The sequence below is a fragment of the Nocardioides sp. AN3 genome (genome assembly GCF_054653495.1).
Map to the genome: position 1 here is coordinate 58,026 of NZ_BAAIGC010000022.1, position 16,111 is coordinate 74,136.

14 protein-coding genes are annotated in these 16,111 nt (G+C 70.5%); 10 read left to right on the plus strand and 4 right to left on the minus strand.

The features are described 5' to 3' along the window. Positions 1–10 precede the first annotated feature (10 nt). Positions 11–2,515, plus strand: coding sequence for a CHAT domain-containing protein (locus tag ACYQ1K_RS20260; RefSeq protein ID WP_459985064.1), 2,505 nt, complete (start codon positions 11–13; stop codon positions 2,513–2,515). 360 nt (positions 2,516–2,875) lie between these two features. Here the strand turns inward: ACYQ1K_RS20260 and ACYQ1K_RS20265 are convergent, their stop codons facing one another. Continuing rightward, a complete protein-coding gene (locus ACYQ1K_RS20265) occupies positions 2,876–3,196 on the minus strand; it encodes a hypothetical protein (RefSeq protein ID WP_459985065.1) in 321 nt (106 codons plus the stop codon). 183 nt (positions 3,197–3,379) lie between these two features. Next, the gene (locus tag ACYQ1K_RS20270) at positions 3,380–4,174 is read right to left on the minus strand and encodes a deoxyribonuclease IV (RefSeq protein WP_459985066.1); all 795 of its coding nucleotides are present in this window, start codon (positions 4,172–4,174) and stop codon (positions 3,380–3,382) included. A 77-nt stretch (positions 4,175–4,251) separates the two neighbouring features. Between ACYQ1K_RS20270 and ACYQ1K_RS20275 the strand changes: the two genes are divergently transcribed. The 6 genes from ACYQ1K_RS20275 (at position 4,252) to rplI (ending at position 7,756) form a co-directional block, all read left to right on the plus strand. Next, a complete protein-coding gene (locus tag ACYQ1K_RS20275; protein ID WP_459985067.1) occupies positions 4,252–4,545 on the plus strand; it encodes a metal-sensitive transcriptional regulator in 294 nt (97 codons plus the stop codon). Between the two features lie 68 nt (positions 4,546–4,613). Next, positions 4,614–5,849: a D-arabinono-1,4-lactone oxidase gene (locus tag ACYQ1K_RS20280; protein WP_459985068.1), complete on the plus strand. Its 1,236-nt coding sequence runs from the start codon at positions 4,614–4,616 to the stop codon at positions 5,847–5,849. Positions 5,850–6,005: 156 nt separating this feature from the next. Beyond that, a complete protein-coding gene (gene rpsF / locus ACYQ1K_RS20285; protein WP_459985069.1) occupies positions 6,006–6,293 on the plus strand; it encodes a 30S ribosomal protein S6 in 288 nt (95 codons plus the stop codon). 87 nt (positions 6,294–6,380) lie between these two features. After that, positions 6,381–6,947: a single-stranded DNA-binding protein gene (locus ACYQ1K_RS20290; protein WP_459985070.1), complete on the plus strand. Its 567-nt coding sequence runs from the start codon at positions 6,381–6,383 to the stop codon at positions 6,945–6,947. A gap of 104 nt (positions 6,948–7,051) precedes the next feature. Continuing rightward, the gene (rpsR, locus tag ACYQ1K_RS20295; RefSeq protein ID WP_091126719.1) at positions 7,052–7,288 is read left to right on the plus strand and encodes a 30S ribosomal protein S18; all 237 of its coding nucleotides are present in this window, start codon (positions 7,052–7,054) and stop codon (positions 7,286–7,288) included. A gap of 15 nt (positions 7,289–7,303) precedes the next feature. Then, the gene (rplI, locus tag ACYQ1K_RS20300) at positions 7,304–7,756 is read left to right on the plus strand and encodes a 50S ribosomal protein L9 (RefSeq protein ID WP_459985071.1); all 453 of its coding nucleotides are present in this window, start codon (positions 7,304–7,306) and stop codon (positions 7,754–7,756) included. Positions 7,757–7,962: 206 nt separating this feature from the next. On the opposite strand, the gene ACYQ1K_RS20305 is transcribed toward rplI, so the two are convergent. Both ACYQ1K_RS20305 and ACYQ1K_RS20310 read right to left on the minus strand, forming a co-directional pair. Further along, entirely contained in the window at positions 7,963–8,556 is a 594-nt protein-coding gene (locus ACYQ1K_RS20305) for a DinB family protein (RefSeq protein WP_459985072.1), read from the minus strand. Between the two features lie 9 nt (positions 8,557–8,565). Then, complete coding sequence (locus ACYQ1K_RS20310; RefSeq protein WP_459985073.1) at positions 8,566–9,891, minus strand: MATE family efflux transporter; 1,326 nt, start codon at positions 9,889–9,891, stop codon at positions 8,566–8,568. A gap of 587 nt (positions 9,892–10,478) precedes the next feature. Between ACYQ1K_RS20310 and ACYQ1K_RS20315 the strand changes: the two genes are divergently transcribed. From ACYQ1K_RS20315 to ACYQ1K_RS20325, 3 genes are all read left to right on the plus strand, one after another. Further along, positions 10,479–13,526, plus strand: coding sequence for a replicative DNA helicase (locus tag ACYQ1K_RS20315; RefSeq protein ID WP_459985094.1), 3,048 nt, complete (start codon positions 10,479–10,481; stop codon positions 13,524–13,526). A gap of 431 nt (positions 13,527–13,957) precedes the next feature. After that, positions 13,958–14,644 carry a GAF and ANTAR domain-containing protein gene (locus ACYQ1K_RS20320; RefSeq protein WP_459985074.1) on the plus strand — a complete coding sequence of 229 codons (687 nt, stop codon included), beginning with the start codon at positions 13,958–13,960 and terminating at the stop codon, positions 14,642–14,644. 115 nt (positions 14,645–14,759) lie between these two features. Continuing rightward, positions 14,760–16,100: an MFS transporter gene (locus ACYQ1K_RS20325; RefSeq protein ID WP_459985075.1), complete on the plus strand. Its 1,341-nt coding sequence runs from the start codon at positions 14,760–14,762 to the stop codon at positions 16,098–16,100. The last annotated feature ends 11 nt before the right edge of the window (positions 16,101–16,111 follow it).

A 16,111-nucleotide genomic window follows, 5' to 3' on the forward strand; every position in this document is an offset into this window, starting at 1 on the left:
TGTGATCGTGATGACCGCGGACGAGCTGCACCGCCGCGGTGTCATCGCGATGAACGCCGGCCGCCTCGCTCGCGCCCGCGGCCTCCTCCAACGCGCCCAGCATGCGGCGGAGCAGTCCGGCGACCTGGCCATCCAGGCACGTGTCGAGGCGAGCCTCGCCTACGTGGCCACCGACTCCTCCGAACCGACGCGTGCCCTCACGCTGTGCGAGCGTGCCCTGGAGTTCCCCGACGTGCCGGACGACGTCCGTGGGGTCCTCCACGCCCAGCGCGCCGCGATCCTGCGCCGACTGGGCGATCCCGTCGGCGCCCTCGACGCGTTCGGTGTCGCCGTGGACGCGTTGTCGGCGCTGCCCCACGACCTCGGCAAGGCGCTCCTCAACAGAGGGCTCGTCCATCTCGACCGCCACGACCTGACGTCGGCCGGAGTGGACTTCGAGGCCGCGGTGGCGGCCTACGAGCGTGCCGAGGACTCCCTCGCCCGGGCCAAGGCCGTCCACAACCAGGGCTACGTGCGCTATCTGCAGGGCGACCTCGTCGGAGCGCTCGAGCTGATGCGGTCGGTCGAGACCGAGCTGCACCGCGACGGTCCGGTGGCACGGGCGGTCTGCGGGCAGGACCGCGCCGAGGTCCTGGTGGCGGCGGGCCTGGTGGCGGAGGGGAGCGCGCTCCTCCGGGACGCGGCCGCGAGCTATGGACAGCGGCGCATGCGCCAACGGCAGGCGGAGGCCGAGCTGGTGCTGGCGCGGCAGCTGCGCTGGCACGACCCCGACGGCGCCCGTCGAGCTGCGACGACTGCCCGGAGTCGGTTTCGCCGGCTGGGTGTCGAGGCGTGGCACGTCCGGGCCGAGCTCGAGGTGCTGGCCGCTCGGGTGGCGAGCGGCGACCGGTCCGTGGGGCTCGTCGGCGTGGCCGACGAGACGGCGGCGGCGCTCGACGCGCAGGGCCTGCGGTGGGAGGCGGCCAAGGCGCGGCTCATCGCCTGCCGGATCCTCGTGCGCAGGGGTGCGCTCCGGGAGGCGGCGGATCGGCTGACGACCGTGCGCATGGCGGCCGCCTCCCTCGACGTACGTCTTCTGGCCGCCGATGTCCGCGCCGAGCTCGCCGCGGCCCAAGGCGGCCGGGCGGCCGCGTTCAAGCACCTGCGCACCGGCTTGGAGGACCTGCACGCGTGGCAGTCGTCGTTCGGCTCGCTGGACCTCCAGACCAACGTCGCTGCGCACGGCGTCCGCCTCGGCACCCGAGGTCTTGCGCTCGCCGTCGAGTCCGGGCGTCCCGCGACGCTGTTCGAGTGGTCCGAGCGGGCCCGCATGCTCGCCTCGCGCGTCCAGCCGGTGCGTGCGCCCAGGAGTCCTGATCTTGCGGAGGGTCTGGCGGAGCTGCGCGGCGACCTCACGCCCGCCCGCGAGGCCGAGCTGCGAGCCCGGATCCGCGAGCTGGCGTGGCGCCGTGACGGCTCGCGCGAGGTGATGCACCCCGTCTCGATGGTCGACCTGCAGGCGGCCCTCGATCAGGAGACTGCCCTGGTGGCGTACGTCGTCACCGCCGACCGCGTCGTCGCCCTGGTCGTCACCGACCGGGCTGGTGATCGGGCTGGTGATCGGGCCGGTGAGCGGGCGGGCGATCGGGCGGGCGATCGGGCGGGCGGCCGGGCTGCCGTCTGGCACGATCTCGGGCCCCGTGCCGCCCTCGATGCGCTGTTGGGCGGCCTGCTGCCCGACCTCGACATGGCTGCCGCCGCGCTGCCTGACCCGATCGGGCCGGTCGTCCGCTGCGGTCTCGTCACTCGCCTACGTGACCTGGCGGCCCTGCTGGTGACGCCGCTCCTCGACGACCTCGGCGGGCGTGGCGTCGTGCTGACCCCCTCTGGCGTCCTGGCCGGTGTCCCGTGGACGCTGCTGCCGGGGCTGGTCGGCCGGCCGGTCACCGTCGCCCAGTCCGCCACGTCGTGGCTCGCCCGACGTGCGAGCCCGCTGCGCACCGCCTCCGCCGGCTTCGTGGCGGGCCCCCGTGTCGCGCGGGCCGAGGAGGAGGTCACCGCGGCCGCCAAGGAGTGGCCCTCCTCGACTGTGCTGAGTGCGCCCGATGCGACCGCCGAGGCGGTCTCGGCGCTCGCCGCCACGGTCGACGTGCTGCACATCGCCGCGCACGGCCGGCACTCGGCCGAGAACCCGCTCTTCTCCGGGCTGCAGCTCTCCGACGGGCTCTGGTTCGGCTACGACATCGACCAGCTCGCCGCCGTGCCCGACGTGGTGCTGCTCAGCGCGTGTGAGGTCGGCCGCTCCGCGGTCCGCTGGGGCGAGGAGCTCATCGGCATGGCGACCGCCTGGCTGCACGCCGGCGCGCGCTGCGTCATCGCGTCGCCTGCCGCGGTCGCCGACGAGGCCGCCTACGAGGCGCTCGTCGCGGTGCACCGCGGGCTCGCGGACGGCCTGGCCCCCGCGGCTGCTCTCGCCGCCGCGGTGCCCGAGCCGACCGCCGACCGGCCGCCTGTGCCGCTCCTGTGCTTCGGGTGATCCTTCGCCGAGCCGGCGCTTGTTGGCGAGCTGAGGGCGCCGCGTCGCCGTTCCTTCGCGACCTCGGCTCGGCGGGTGCGAGCTCGGGGGTGCGAGCTCGGGGGGTGCGAGCTCGGAGGGGATGGAGATGGCGCCCGGCGCGCTCAGGGGCAGCGCCGGGCGCGTCGTGGACGTTCGGGCTGCGTCGCAAGTCCCGCTGTCGCCTCCGGCCGAGGCGACCGACGAGTCGGAGTGTTGAAGAGGCGCTGCCACTTCGTGAACCAATTCACGAAGTGGCAGCGCCTCTTCAACCCCACGAAACCGCGGGCGGTCGGGCCCGTTCCAGCGGACACACGAAGCGCTGACAGCGAGCCTCGCACCTCAGGGGTGCGTGACGACCCGCAGCGTCCGCGTCTCGTCGGCCCGCACGCCACCGGACCGCCGGAGCACCAGGTCCTGCACCGCGACGTCGGACCGGAACGCCAGGAAGCTGAACGATCGTCTGCCGACCTGGAGCGGCACGAGGTTGCACGGTCGGGCGACGACCTCCCAGTGCGAGACGAGACCCGTGCCGCTGAACCGCAGGTCGAGGCGGTTGCCGGCTTCGATCTCGACGACGGCGCCCCCTGCGGGATCCCGGACCGTGAGGACGTCGATCGTGTCGCCGTGCTCCGGAGACGACGGCTGCTGCAGTGTGGTCATGACAGGCTCCTCGTGACGACTTGCCGTTGAGGAGCCTCGTCCCGGCGTCGTGATACCGGATCACCCGAACTGGGGGGTCGGCGCCGGGAGTCGCGCCGACTCGGGGTGCGGGGAGTGCGAGGTAGCGCCGAGTCGGGGTGCTGGGAGTGCGAATGAGCGCCGAGTCGGCGAAGGCGAGGTGGGTCAGCCGATCCGGGAGCGCATCCACTCGAAGTCGGAGCGGTGCTCGGCGGCGCCTCCGGGCGTCTCACACACGACCGGTGCGCCGGCGTCGCGGACGACGGCAGCGAGGAGATCGGGGTCGATGTGGCCGGCGCCGAAGTTGGCGTGCCGGTCGGCACCGGAGTCGAAGTCGTCGCGGGAGTCGTTGGCGTGCACCAGGTCGATGCGGCCGGTGATCTTGCGGACGTCGTCGACGATCGTCTCGAGCGGGTTCCCGCCCGCGTGCGCGTGGCAGGTGTCGAGGCAGAAGCCGACCTGGTCGAACTGCTCGGCGCCGGAGATCGCGTCCCACACGCCCGCGATCCGGTCGAGGTAGCGCGTCATGGCGTTGTCGCCGCCGGCCGTGTTCTCGATCAGCAGCGGCAGCTTGAGGTCAGTCGCCTCCACGGCCTTGCGCCAGTTGTCGAAGCCCTTGGCCGGGTCGTCGGCCTTGTTGACGTGGCCGCCGTGGACGATCAGACCCTTCGCGCCGATGGAGGCCGCTGCGTCCACGTGCTGCTGGAGGAGCTTGCGCGACGGGATCCTGATGCGGTTGTTCGTCGTGGCGACGTTGATGATGTAGGGGGCGTGCACGTAGAGGTCGATCCCGGCGGCTTCGGCGTCGGCGCGCAGGGCGTCGGCCCCGCCGGCGTACGCGAACTCCGGCCCCTTGTATCCCTGGGGGTCGCCGAGGAAGAACTGCACCAGCGTCGTGCCGCGCGCCGTCGCCTCCGCGATCGGGTCGGTCTGGTCGACATGGGCTCCGATGACCACCATGGGGCAAGCCTAGGACGCGCCACGGACAGTTCCGGCGACGCCGGGGGCGCCTACCCTCCGGGGGTATCCTGGCGGACATGAGTCACGAGCATCCCGGTTATGTCGACCGGAAGGCAGACCACCTCAAGCGCCTGCGTCGCATCGAGGGCCAGATCCGCGGCCTCCAGCGGATGGTCGAGGAGGAGCAGTACTGCATCGACGTGCTGACCCAGATCTCCGCTGCGACGAAGGCGCTGCAGTCGGTCGCACTCGGACTGCTCGACGAGCACCTCGGCCACTGTGTGGCCGACGCCCTCAAGGAGGGAGGCGCCGACGCGGACGCCAAGCTCCAGGAGGCCAACGAGGCGATCGCCCGCCTCGTGCGGTCTTGAGTGCCGCCTCGTGAGGCCGGGCGTGACTCCTGGGTCACCCTTACCTTCACACCACCTAGAGTCGCGGCATGAGTGTCGGGACCACCTGGGCCGGGTCGCACGCCTACGTCGCCCGAGAGCTGCGCCGGCCGGCCTCCCTCGGCGAGCTCTCCTCCCTCGTGACCGCCGAGCCTCGGCTGCGGGCGCTCGGCAGCCGGCACTCCTTCACCGACCTGGCCGACTCGCCCGGCGTGCTGGTCGACGTCACCGGGCTGCCGGGGACGGTCGAGATCGACTCCGAGCGCCGTGTGGCGCGGGTGCCGGCGGCCCTTCGGTACGGCGACGTGGCCACCATCCTGCACCAGGCGGGCTGGGCGCTGGGCGCGATGGCATCGCTGCCCCACATCAGCGTGGCGGGCGCGGTGGCGACCGGCACCCACGGGTCCGGCAACAGTGTGGGCTCTCTGGCCTCCGCCGTGACGGCGATCGAGCTCGTCGACGGCTGTGGCGGCAGTCGTCGACTCGGCCGCGGCGATGACGACTTCGCGGGGGCGGTGGTCGCTCTGGGCGCGCTGGGGATCGTGACGGCCGTCGAGCTCGCCATCGAGCCGGCGTACGGCGTCTCCCAGGTGGTCCTCGAGGGGCTGACGTGGGACGCGCTCCTCGACCGGGTGGACGAGGTGACGGCGGCGGCGTACTCGGTCTCCGTCTTCACCCGGTGGACCGGTGCGGAGGTCGGGCAGGTCTGGCTCAAGGAGCGGGGCGCACCGCGGCCGCTCCGGGGCACCCACCCCGCGGCTGAGCAGCGCCACATGATCGCGTCGATGGCCGTGGAGAACACCACTCAGCAGCTCGGCGTGCCGGGACCGTGGCACGAGCGACTGCCGCACTTCCGGACGGGGTTCACGCCGAGCGCCGGGGAGGAGCTGCAGTCGGAGTACTTCGTGGCCCGTGACCGCCTCCCCGACGCGCTGGCCGCCGTCCGGTCGATCGGCAACGTGGTCGAGCCCCAGCTGCTCGTCTCCGAGGTGCGCACCATCGCCGGGGACGACCTGTGGCTCTCAGGGGCGCACGGCGGCGACGCAGCCGCGCTCCACTTCACCTGGCGGCGCGACCCGGCCGCCGTCGGAGCGGTGGTCGACCGGCTCGAGGCCGTGCTGCTGCCACTCGGCGCCCGGCCGCACTGGGGGAAGGTCTTCGCGATGGGCGTCGACAGGATCGCCCCGCTCTATCCGCGCCTCGATGACTTCCTCGAGCTGGCCCGGCGGTTCGACCCCGAGGGTCGGTTCCGGAACGGGTGGACGGCGCGGTCCCTGGGCCTGTGAGGGTGCCGGTGACGCATCCACGCGTTGATTTCAGGCGGCCGCCGCGCTCTTGATAGCCTGTCGCGTCCCTCTCCGACCTGGGAGAGGGCACACCGCATCAGCCCTCCTGCCACGGAGAGACCGTGGCCGCCGAGTCCAGAGGAGGTGGAGATCGCTATGCGTGCATATGAAGTGATGGTCATCCTCGACCCGAGCCTCGACGAGCGCACCGTCGCTCCGTCGCTCGACAAGTACCTCAACGTGGTCCGCAACGACGGTGGCACCGTCGACAACGTGGACGTGTGGGGTCGTCGTCGCCTGTCGTACGAGATCAAGAAGAACGCCGAGGGCATCTACGCCGTGGTCACGCTGACCGCGGAGCCCGCGACGGTCAAGGAGCTCGACCGCCAGCTGACGCTGAACGAGTCCATCCTGCGCACGAAGGTCATCCGCCCCAGCAAGTGAGCTGTGGATGACCCACGTCTCTGTCGGTGCCATCCGCAAGGATGTGCTCCGACACGGACACCGATCAGAACGAGCTAGGGAGTACTCATGGCAGGCGACACCGTCATCACCGTGATCGGCAACCTCACCGACGACCCGGAGCTCCGCTTCACGCCGTCGGGCGCTGCGGTCGCCAACTTCACGGTGGCGTCGACCCCTCGCACCTTCAAGCGTGAGACGAACAGCTGGGAGGACGGCGACACGCTGTTCCTGCGTTGCTCGATCTGGCGTCAGGCTGCGGAGAACGTCGCCGAGTCTCTGACCCGGGGCACGCGCGTCATCGTGCAGGGCCGGCTCGTCTCGCGGTCCTATGAGGACCGTGAGGGCCAGAAGCGCACCGTCAACGAGCTGCAGGTCGACGAGATCGGCCCGTCGCTCACCTGGGCCACCGCCAAGGTGACCCGGGCCTCCCGTCAGGGTGGTGGCGGCTTCGGCGGCCAGCAGTCGGGCGGGCAGCAGTCCGGCGGCCAGTCGGCTCCCGCCAACGACCCGTGGGCCACGCCCGCTGCTCCGTCCGCCCCGGCGGGCGGCGGTGGGTACGGCGGCGGTCAGCCTGCTCCCGCGAACGATCCCTGGGGCGCGCCCGGCGTCGGCTCCGACGAGCCCCCGTTCTGATCGAGCACGATCTGATCCAGCACCACCCGTCAACCGAATCCGTAACCATTCCGGCACTCAACCCGCCTCAGGCGGGGCCGGGCTTCTAGAGAGGAAGCACCACAATGGCCAAGGCAGTGATTCGCAAGCCCAAGAAGAAGGTTTGCCAGTTCTGCAAGGAGAAGGCGACCGGCGTCGACTACAAGGACGCCGCCCTGCTCCGGAAGTTCATCTCCGACCGCGGCAAGATCCGCGCGCGTCGGGTGACCGGCAACTGCGTCCAGCACCAGCGCGACGTGGCCATCGCGGTCAAGAACGCCCGTGAGGTCGCCCTGCTGCCCTACACCTCGACCGGTCGCTGAGAGAGGAGCTGACACATGGCTACCAAGATCATCCTGACCCAGGAGGTCACCGGCCTCGGCTCCCCCGGCGACATCGTCGAGGTCAAGGACGGCTACGCCCGCAACTACCTCGTCCCGCGGGGCGACGCGATCCGTTGGACCCGCGGCGCCGAGAAGCAGGTCGAGGCGATCAAGTCGGCTCGTGCGGCCCGCGCCCTGCGCGACGCCGACCACGCCGGCCAGGTCAAGGCCAAGCTCGAGTCCGGTCCGGTCCAGCTCAAGGTCCGGGCCGGCAAGGAGGGTCGTCTCTTCGGCTCCGTCACCGTCGGTGACGTCGCTGAGGCGATCTCCGCCGTCGCCGGTGAGTCGGTCGACAAGCGCACCGTCGTGATCGGCAACCCGATCAAGTCCCTCGGCGCGCACCAGGTCTCGGTCCGGCTCCACGACGAGGTGTGCGCCACGGTGGCCCTCAACGTCGTTCCTGCCTGACGTCTCGAGTCACACGAGCGGGGTCGGTCCTTCGGGACCGGCCCCGTTCGGCATCTCCGGACGGGGCGGGTGGGGGTCCGGACGTCATACGGGCTGGTGGTCGGAGCAGCCACCTCGCATGACGTCCGCGCGGTGCGGGGGGGGACGTCATACGGGCTGGCGGTCGGAGCAGCCACCTCGCATGACGCCGCGCGGGGCGGCCGTGATCAGTAGCGCTCGGCCAGGGCGGTGAGCTTCGCGACGTACGCCGGCCAGTCGATGTCGTCCGGGACGTTGCTGTTGCGGGTGTTCAGCCCCGTTGCTCCGTCGATCTGCTCCCGCAGGATGTCGGCGTGCCCGGCGTGGCGCGCGACGTCCTCGGTCACGTGGACGATGATCCGCTGGAGCGTGACCTCCCCGCGCTCCGGGGGCCACCACGGCACCCGGCCGACGGAGTCGAGCGGCAGCTCCTCGATCGTGGCGTCGACGTAGCCGCCGACCCGCCGGTAGAGGTCGATCAGGCCGGCGGCGGTCTCGGACTCGCTCGCATACCAGTCCACCTGCGGGTCGGTCTCGAAGGCGGAGAAGGGGATCAGCTCGTCGGCCATGGGGACCCGTCGGCCGAACGTCGGCCCGAAGTAGCCGGCCTCGACGTTGAGGCAGTGCTTCACGATGCCGATGAGGCTCGTGCCGGTCGGTGTCCGCGGCAGCCGCAGGTCGCGCTCGGACAGGCCCTCGGTCTTCCAGAGGACCGCCTCTCGCGCCGCGCGGAGGTAGGTCAGCAGCACGTCCTTGTGGCTCGCTTCGTTGGAGGATGTCATGACACGACGCTAGGCCGGAGCGCCGACAACCAGCCACGCGTTTCCACGGGCCCTCGTCGTGAGCACCACGAACCGGGCGCCCATGAAGACCACCGAGAAGGCCATCCAGACGGCGAGGAGCGAGGGATGGACCAGCAACACGGTCGGCGCATAGACGAGGAGGGTGAGGACGCCCCCATAGGCGAGGTAGCGGCCGTCGCCCGCGCCGATCAGGACACCGTCGAGCACGAAGACGACCCCGCACACCGGCTGGGAGACCGCGACGACGAGCAGGACCGGCACGAGCAGCTGGCGGACGTGCTGGTCGTCGGTGAAGAGCGCGCCGAGGAAGGGGCTCGTGACGGCGAGCAGCACGCCGGTGACCACACCGGAGACGACGCCCCACCACACCATCCGTGCCGTGATCGCGCGGGTGCCGTCCACGTCGGCGGCGCCGAGCGACCGGCCGGTCAGTGCCTGAGCGGCGATGGCGATCGCATCCAGCACGAAGGCGAGGAACGTCCAGATCGTGAAGGCGACCTGGTGCGCGGCGAGCTGGGCGTCCTGCTCCGAGAGTGAGACGAGGGTGACGGCGTACGTCGTCACCAGCAGGGCGGCCCGCAGCGTCAGCGTCCGGATCACGAGGGGGACGCCCGCCCTCCCCGCCTGACGGATGCCGGGGAGGTCCGGCCGCAGGGGCACGCGGAGTCGGCGGGCACCCCGCACCACGACCGCGGCCAAGGTGGCGGCTGAGGCGGTCTGGGCGATGACCGACCCGGTCGCGGAGCCGGCGATGCCCCAGCCGTCGAACGAGCCGATGCCATAGACGAGGAGCACGTTGAGGACGATGTTGAGGATGTTGCCGCCGACGGCGACCACGAGCGGCGTGCGCGTGTCCTGAAGTCCTCGCAGCACGCCTGTCGCCGCGAGCATGACGAGGAGCGGGGTCACGCCGAGGACGGCGATGCGCAGGTACGTCGCCGCCTGGTCGACCACCTCCCCGTGCGCGCCCACCGCGCGTGCGAGCGGACGAGCGCACAGCAGGGAGGGGACCGTCACCACGACGCCGATCACGACCGCCAGCCAGAGCCCGTCGATGCCCTGCGCGATCGCGCCCGGCAGGTCGCCGGATCCGACCCGGCGCGCAACGCTGGCGGTGGTGCCGTAGGCGAGGAAGACACAGATCCCGACGATCGACTGCAGCACGGCCCCGGCGATGCCCAGGCCTGCCAGTGACGCGGTGCCGAGGTGACCGACGATGGCCGAGTCGGCCAGGAGGAACAGCGGCTCCGCGACCAGCGCGAGGAAGGCCGGGACCGCCAACCGCACGATCTCACGGTCGTGCGTCCGGTCCATAGCAGAGCACGATAGGGGGCGTCTTCGGATCGGTGGAAAACCGGGGGATAACTATGGTCCCGGGACGGTCCTGACCACTTTGTCGACATACGGGCGCGAAGACGGCACATGACCGGAAAGTGAACTGGGTCACGGCCGAACTATTTCCGGCTCACAGGCTCAGAAAACTGTCTCTGCAGGTCAGTGCCCGCATTTTGCCAAACAGGGGCAACTGCTCCACAGGTCCCTCCCCAGGCAGTGCACACGCCACCGCGTGTCGTCCACGGGGTTTGGTCAGTTATTCACACCCCCCTGTGGACAAGGCGATTTCCTGGCGGGTGCGAGGCGACCTACCGTGGCTCGTCCGCACATCCGCCCGCAGGGTGTCGCGGGCTGCGTGCACGGATTGTCGGTGGGTCACGACTAGCGTGCGGAGCAGTGGGTCGAGCCGTCACGAATGGTGCAAGGAGCGAGCAGTGAGCGTGACCGAGTCCGACCCCCGCGGCGTCGACGAGCCGCCTTTCGACGACTGGGGCGACGGGCCCGCGGCCTACGAGCCGGGGGAGTCCCGCGGCTCCTCGCCCGTCGACAGGACGCCGCCCCAGGACATGGCCGCCGAGCAGTCCGTGCTCGGCGCGATGCTGATCTCCAAGGACGCCATCGCCGACGTCACAGAGTCGATCCGCGGCGCGGACTTCTACCGGCCGGCGCACGAGACGATCTTCGATGTCGCCATCGACCTCTACGGCCGCAACGAGCCGGTCGACATGGTCACCGTGGCCGCGGAGCTGCAGCGGCGTGGCGAGCTGCAGAAGATCGGCGGCGCGCCGTACCTCCACACGCTCGCGGCCAACGTCCCGATCGCCTCCAACGCCGCCTTCTACGCCGAGATCGTCAAGGAGAAGGCGACCCTGCGCCGCCTCGTCGAGGCCGGCACCAAGATCGTGCAGATCGGCTATGCCGGCGAGGGCGACGTGGACGACATCGTCGACGAGGCCCAGGCCGAGGTCTTCAAGCTCACGGAGAAGCGCGCCAGCGAGGACTACGCGCCGCTGAGCGACATCATGGGCGGCGTCCTCGACGAGATCGAGGCGATCTCGAACCGCGAGGCGGGGATCTACGGCATCCCGACGGGCTTCGCCGACCTCGACGAGCTGACCAACGGCTTCCACGGCGGCCAGATGATCATCGTCGCCGCGCGTCCCGCCATGGGCAAGGCGCTCGCGCTCGACACCCCCCTTCCGACGCCGACCGGCTGGACGACGATGGGTGCGGTCAGCGTCGGAGACCTGTTGTACGACGCCCACGGGCGCCCCACCCGGGTGGTCGCCGCCACCGAGGTGATGACGGATCGGCCCTGCTACGAGGTGCACTTCTCCGACGGGTCCGTGATCGTCGCGGACGGGCAGCACCAGTGGCGTACGACGGCGCTGGCCGGCGCTGGCTCCGGGAACTGGTCTCAATCGGCAGATCCGGCGCCGTCTGAGGCGCCAGTTGAGACCAGTTGCGCCATCAGGACCACCGAGGAGCTCGCTCGGACCATCACCGCGCTCCACACCATCGAGACGCCCGACGGCTACCTGGTGAAGATCGCGGCTGTCCGGCCCGTGCCGAGCGTCCCGGTGCGATGCGTGCAGGTGGACAACGACGAGCATCTCTACCTGGCGGGACCCACCGGCATCCCGACGCACAACTCGACCCTCGCACTGGACTTCTGCCGCGCCGCGTCGATCGCCAACAACCTGACCAGCGTGTTCTTCAGCCTGGAGATGGGGCGCGCCGAGATCACCATGCGCCTGCTCAGCGCCGAGGCGAAGGTGCCCCTCAACCACATCCGCAACGGCAACATGACCGACGACGACTGGAACAAGCTCGCCCGCAAGATGGGCGAGGTCTCCTCAGCGCCGATGTTCATCGACGACTCGCCCAACCTGACGATGATGGAGATCCGCTCCAAGGCCCGGCGGCTCAAGCAGAAGCACGACCTCAAGCTGATCGTGCTCGACTACCTCCAGCTGATGAGCTCGGGCAAGAAGGTCGAGTCGCGTCAGCTCGAGGTCTCGGAGTTCTCGCGTCAGATCAAGCTCCTCGCGAAGGAGCTCGACGTCCCCGTCATCGCGCTCTCGCAGCTCAACCGTGGGTCCGAGCAACGATCCGATAAGCGACCGATGGTGTCCGACCTTCGTGAGTCGGGCTGCCTCACTGCGGACACCCGACTCCTACGCGCCGACACCAACGCCGGGATCACGCTCGGCGAGCTGATGGAGACCGGCGCGACCGACGTACCCGTGTGGGCGCTCGACGACCGGCTCAAGCTGGTGCCGCGCACCCTCACCCACGCGTTCTCGTCCGACACCAAAGAGGTCTACGAGGTCACCTTGGCGTCGGGACGCAGGGTGCAGGCAACGTCCAACCACCCGTTCCTGACCTACGACGGCTGGATGCCGCTCGGTGAGCTGACCGTCGGAAGCCGGGTCGGTGCCGTCCGGCACGTGCCCCCACCGCTCCTGGAGACGCCGCGCGACGAGGATGAGATCGTTCTGCTCGCTCACCTGCTCGGCGACGGATCGTTCGTCAAGCGCCAGCCGATCCGCTACGCGAGCATCGACGAGGCGAACCTGACCGCCGTGGCAGAGGCGGCGTCGCGGCGCTTCGGCATCGTGCCCAAGCGCGATGAGTATGCAGCGGCGCGGGTGACCACGCTTCGACTGCCCGCGCCCTTCCGGCTCACGCACGGCAAGCGAAACCCGATCGCGGCGTGGCTCGACGCCGATGGTCTCTTCGGGCTGCGCTCCCACGAGAAGTTCGTGCCTGACTGGGTGTTCGGCCTGCCGAAGGCTCAGGTCGGTCTGTTCCTCCGCCACATCTGGGCGACGGACGGCTCTGTCGGCTACGACGAGAAGAACCGGCTGGGACGTCTGTACTACGCCTCGACGAGCCGCCGGCTCGTCGACGGCATCGCGCAGCTCCTGCTGCGCTACAACGTCTTCAGTCGCATCAAGCGGGTGAAGAAGGCGGGCTACCGCGATAGTTGGCACCTGTACGTCTTCGGGGCAGAGAACCAGCTCCGCTTCTTGGACGAGATCGGCGTTCACGGCCTTCGGGGTGACAAGGCGCGTCAACTTGCCGCGCAGCTCCGGGACGTGCGTCCGAGCACCAACCTCGACACCGTGCCCGTCGCGGTATGGAAGGACGTCCGCGGAATCCTCGCCGAGCAGGGCATGACCCATCGCGAGTTCGCCGCCGCGATGGGCACTCAGTTCTGTGGATCGACGATGTGGAAGCGCGCCCCCAGCCGCGAGCGGATGGCCAAGGTTGCGACGGTGCTCGGCAACGCGGAGTTGGAGGTCCTCGCCACGAACGACGTGTACTGGGACAGCATCGTCTCGGTCGAGTCGTTAGGCGAGCAGCCGGTCTACGACGCCACGGTTCTGGGGCTGCACAACTTCATCGCGAACGGAATCGCACTTCACAACAGTCTGGAGCAGGACGCCGACATGGTCATCCTGCTGCACCGCGACGACGTCTACGAGAAGGAGTCGACCCGGCCGGGCGAGGCGGACGTCATCGTCGCCAAGCACCGAAACGGCCCGACACGGGACATCGTCGTCGCGTTCCAGGGTCACTACAGCCGGTTCGTCGACATGGCGCACTGATCGGCAACAGCTGTCGAGATGCAGCGAAGATGAGGCGATCGAACTTTCTCCTCAAGAACACTGAATCGGTAGACATTGAGACGTCGGCGGCCGCGCTGGGAGAGTTCAGCGCGGCGGCCGACGCATCAGCAGCTCGAGTTCAGGCGACTCCGGCGCTGTCCGAGGTGGAGTTCTCAGCAGCGATGTCTGCGGCCTCGAGTCGCCTTCGTGATGTCGCCGGTCTCAGTCAACTGGGCCACTCGGCGTGCTGAGACGCCCAGAAGGCGTGCAGCGGTCTCGCTGTCAACCAGGCCGTCCAGGTTCACTGTCAGACGCCTTCCGATTGCGGTAGTGATCTGACAGTGCCGCGATGAGAGCCAGAGACGGACCGTCGACGGCACGGCACCGCTGTGGTTGTCTGGTCCCCAGTCCAGACGGGTAACGGGGTAGCCATGACTCGTGATGCCGAGGTGCTCGACGCGGCGCGGCAGCTGTCGCAGGCGCTGCGCCCGGGCGATCTAGACGCGACGTTGGAGCGGATCACCCGGGCCGCGGTCGAGGTTCTGCCGGAGGTCGACTACGCCAGCATCACGGTGAAGCACGCCTCTGGTCATCTGGAGACCGCCGCACCGACCGACGAAGCGATCATCAAGCTCGACGCGGCGCAGTACCAGCTCCAGGAGGGCCCCTGCTACGAGAGCGCCACCGAGACGGTTCACGTGCTCTCGCCTCATCTCGCAGACGACGTACGCTTCCCGCGGTATGCCCCCGTCGCCGTCCGGGCGGGCATCCTGGCTCAGGCTGGCCTGCGATTGTTCGACACTCCGACCGCGAACGGCGCGTTGAACCTGTACTCCGTCCACGAGGGGTCCTTCGAGGACCTCGGCACGCTGCACGAGCTGTTCGTGCATCATGCGGCGACGGCCTTGGCCTACGCCCGCGAGATCGGCCAGCTGCAGGAGGCGGTCAAGACGCGCCAGGTGATCGGCCAGGCGGTCGGCGTCACCATGGAGCGCTTCGGCCTCAACGAGGCACGAGCCTTCGGGTTCTTGACCCGGCTGTCCCAGGACACCAACGTGAAGCTCCGCGTCGTGGCCGAGCGACTCCTCGAGGAGACGGGCAAGGACCAGGACCGCTAGCCGCCGCGAATAGGGGGCCGACGCCGAGCCGCCGTACGATGGAGGCAGTAGAGGGTCTCACGCGTCTTGGAGGTGGGTTCGGCGCGTCGTTCCGACGCACCCGAAAGGCCCCTCCGTGTCACCTCTCGCGACCTATCGACGACTCTTCGAGCTCGCTGGACCGACGTACGTCGTCATCGCGTTCCTCGCCCGCCTCCCGCTGGCGATGAGCCAGCTCGGCACGCTCCTGCTGGTCTCACAGGCGACCGGCAGCTATGGACTGGGCGGGCTCAGCGCGGGCGCGCTCGCGGTCGCCAACGCGATCGGCGCGCCGTTCGCCGGGGCCGTCGCGGACCGGCTGGGGCAGCGCCACGTCGTCCTCCTCCAGTCGCTGGTCGGTGGCGCGGCCCTGACCGCCCTCGTCGCGGCCGTGCAGGCAGGGGCAGCGGACTCGGCGGTGGTCGCAGTGGCGGCGCTGGCCGGGCTCACCATGCCGCAGGTCGGCCCGCTCGCGCGGGTGCGCTGGCGTCCGATCGCCGCCCGGGCCGGCGCCCACCAGGGTCGGTTCGTCGACATCGCGTTCTCCTACGAGGGCGCCGCCGACGAGGCGTCCTTCGCCCTCGGTCCCGCTCTCATCGGGCTCGGGGCCGTGGTGGTCTCTCCAGGCGGCGCACTGCTGTTCGCGGCTGCCCTGCTCGTCGCGTTCGGCGCATGGTTCGCCCTCCATCCGACCGCGCGGACCGGTCGGCGCAACGATCAGGGCGACCACCCCGGGCGGCTCCTCACCCCGGTGCTGGCCGCCCTCGTTCTCGCCCAGGTGCTGATCGGCATGCTGTTCGGCGCGACGCAGACCGGCACCACCGTGCTGGCCACCGTTGCCGGACACCCGGGCGTCGCCGGTCTCATCCACGCGACCCTGGGCCTCGGGAGCGCGCTCGCCGGGTTTGCCACCGTGCTCATCCCGCAGCGGATCGGTCTCGAGCGCCGGGTCCTCGCTGCCGCGGCCGCGCTGCTCCTGCTCTCACTGCCGCTTCTGCTGGTCGACCGCCTCGGCACCTTGGTGCCCGTCGTCGCCGTCCTCGGCTGTGCCGTGGCGCCCTTCATGATCGGTGTCTTCACAATCGCCGAGCGCGTCGTGGTCCCCGGTCGCGTCGCCACCGCGATGACGGTGCTGGCCAGCGCCACGGGCCTCGGGTACGCCGTCGGCTCCTCAGTCGCCGGACGGCTCGCCGATGCGCGGGGCCACACAGCTGCGTTCGCGGTGACGGTCGCCGCGATGGTGCTCGCGCTCGCTCTCGTCACAGCGTCGCAGCGCCGGCTACGCGCCGCCCTCGCCGCCCCTGCGCTGACCCTCGACCAGACCGACGCCCAGGCGAGCGCTCAGGCCGACTCGCGGGCGGACGCGCAGGCGGCCGACCAGACCTCGAGGCCGGGCTCCTCCGCGAGGGACTCCTCTCGAACCTCAGCCGTGGCCTGACGAGCGACGAA

Bases quoted from the DNA above. Each gene is read 5' to 3' on its own strand.
- ACYQ1K_RS20260 (WP_459985064.1), top strand. From the start codon at position 11: ATGACCGCGGACGAGCTGCACCGCCGCGGTGTCATCGCGATGAACGCC.
- ACYQ1K_RS20265 (WP_459985065.1), bottom strand. From the start codon at position 3,196: ATGACCACACTGCAGCAGCCGTCGTCTCCGGAGCACGGCGACACGATC.
- ACYQ1K_RS20270 (WP_459985066.1), bottom strand. From the start codon at position 4,174: ATGGTGGTCATCGGAGCCCATGTCGACCAGACCGACCCGATCGCGGAG.
- ACYQ1K_RS20275 (WP_459985067.1), top strand. From the start codon at position 4,252: ATGAGTCACGAGCATCCCGGTTATGTCGACCGGAAGGCAGACCACCTC.
- ACYQ1K_RS20280 (WP_459985068.1), top strand. From the start codon at position 4,614: ATGAGTGTCGGGACCACCTGGGCCGGGTCGCACGCCTACGTCGCCCGA.
- rpsF (WP_459985069.1), top strand. From the start codon at position 6,006: ATGCGTGCATATGAAGTGATGGTCATCCTCGACCCGAGCCTCGACGAG.
- ACYQ1K_RS20290 (WP_459985070.1), top strand. From the start codon at position 6,381: ATGGCAGGCGACACCGTCATCACCGTGATCGGCAACCTCACCGACGAC.
- rpsR (WP_091126719.1), top strand. From the start codon at position 7,052: ATGGCCAAGGCAGTGATTCGCAAGCCCAAGAAGAAGGTTTGCCAGTTC.
- rplI (WP_459985071.1), top strand. From the start codon at position 7,304: ATGGCTACCAAGATCATCCTGACCCAGGAGGTCACCGGCCTCGGCTCC.
- ACYQ1K_RS20305 (WP_459985072.1), bottom strand. From the start codon at position 8,556: ATGACATCCTCCAACGAAGCGAGCCACAAGGACGTGCTGCTGACCTAC.
- ACYQ1K_RS20310 (WP_459985073.1), bottom strand. From the start codon at position 9,891: ATGGACCGGACGCACGACCGTGAGATCGTGCGGTTGGCGGTCCCGGCC.
- ACYQ1K_RS20315 (WP_459985094.1), top strand. From the start codon at position 10,479: ATGGCCGCCGAGCAGTCCGTGCTCGGCGCGATGCTGATCTCCAAGGAC.
- ACYQ1K_RS20320 (WP_459985074.1), top strand. From the start codon at position 13,958: ATGACTCGTGATGCCGAGGTGCTCGACGCGGCGCGGCAGCTGTCGCAG.